Source organism: Romboutsia sp. 13368, from assembly GCF_018336475.1.
GTDB lineage: Bacteria > Bacillota > Clostridia > Peptostreptococcales > Peptostreptococcaceae > Romboutsia.
Map to the genome: position 1 here is coordinate 1,840,798 of NZ_CP048741.1, position 1,476 is coordinate 1,842,273.

General features: G+C 27.7%; 1 protein-coding gene. It reads right to left on the minus strand.

Going from position 1 to position 1,476, the window contains the following annotated elements; genetic code table 11:
- Positions 1 to 71 precede the first annotated feature (71 nt).
- Positions 72 to 1,385, minus strand: a complete 1,314-nt coding sequence (gene brnQ / locus G3997_RS07510) for a branched-chain amino acid transport system II carrier protein (RefSeq protein ID WP_296645039.1) — start codon at positions 1,383 to 1,385, stop codon at positions 72 to 74.
- Between the last annotated feature and the right edge of the window lie 91 nt (positions 1,386 to 1,476).

The window sequence follows — 1,476 nt, forward strand, 5'->3', positions numbered from 1 at the left end:
TTTATTAATATATTATAACGTCTTTATATATAAAAATCACTGGTAAGATTTTTACCAGTGATTTTTATATATTATCCAATTTTATTATTTTTAAATTGTAATCCTTTTTTATGTATACTATCAAATTTAATTAAATTACCAATAATTCCTCCTATTAAAACCGGTACTATCCAGTTAAAYCCTATAGATGAAAATGGTAGTTTATTTATAAATGAAATATTTACTAACCCCATGTTATTTGCAACTGTTAAAACACTTACTAATAATGCTATATAAGTTGCACCTTTAAATGCATTATCATTTTTTATCCTATTACTAAATAAAGTCATAACAACAAGTACAACTGTTGCAGGATAAATTATATCTAATATTGGTCCTGAAAACTTTATTATAGTACTTACTCCAAAATTTGATATTATAGCACTAAATATGCAAACTACAGTAACTATTAATTCATATTTTAACTTTCCATTTGTAATTTTTTCAAAAAATTGTGCTGTTGCAGAAGTTAATCCTATAGCTGTTGTTAAACAAGCTAACATAACTATTATTGCTAATATTATTTTTCCTGTATCACCAAGAAGCGATGCTGTAATTTCTACTATCAACCTTGTTTGAACCACATCTTTACCGTACATTGTAGAAACTGTTGCACCAAGATAAGTTAATCCACCATAAACTAAGATTAATCCAATAGCCGCAACTACTCCAGCTTTTAATGTAAGCTTAACTTTTTGCTTTTCATCTTTATATCCTTTATTTACAAGAGATGATATTATAACTGCTGATAAAGCTACTGCTCCTAATGCATCCATAGTTTGATAGCCTTGTTTTACACCTTCTGCAAATAAATTTTCAGTTAATGAAGTTGAACTCATTTCACCTAATGGAGATAATATTCCTTTAACAATTAATACTCCTAATGCAATTAATAATGCAGGTGTTAAAAATTGACCTATTATATCTACAACCTTAGATGGCTTTATAGTTAATATAAAAGTTATAGTAAAGAATATTATTGAAAATAATACTGGACTAAATCCATTAAATAAAGGTGCAATACCCATTTCAAAAGTTGTAGCCGCAGTTCTTGGTATTGCTAATAAAGGCCCTAAGCATATCATTATAGCAGAACCTAATATTATAGCTAAGTTCTTACCACTTCTAGATAATACTTTACTAACTTCACCATTACATCTAGCTGCTGCTAGTATAGCTAGTAATGCTAACCCTACATCTGCTAGTATAAATCCAGCAAATCCTGTTATCCAGCTAGAACCAGATACTACTCCTAAAAAAGGTGGAAATATTAAATTTCCCGCTCCAAAAAACATTGCAAACAGTGCAAATCCTACTACTATTATATCTTTATTTGTCTTACCCATATAATTCTCCCTAAATTATTCTGTCTTATATTATATATATGATACTTTTTTATCTATATAATATTCTAAACTGATTTTATCATCTTTATTT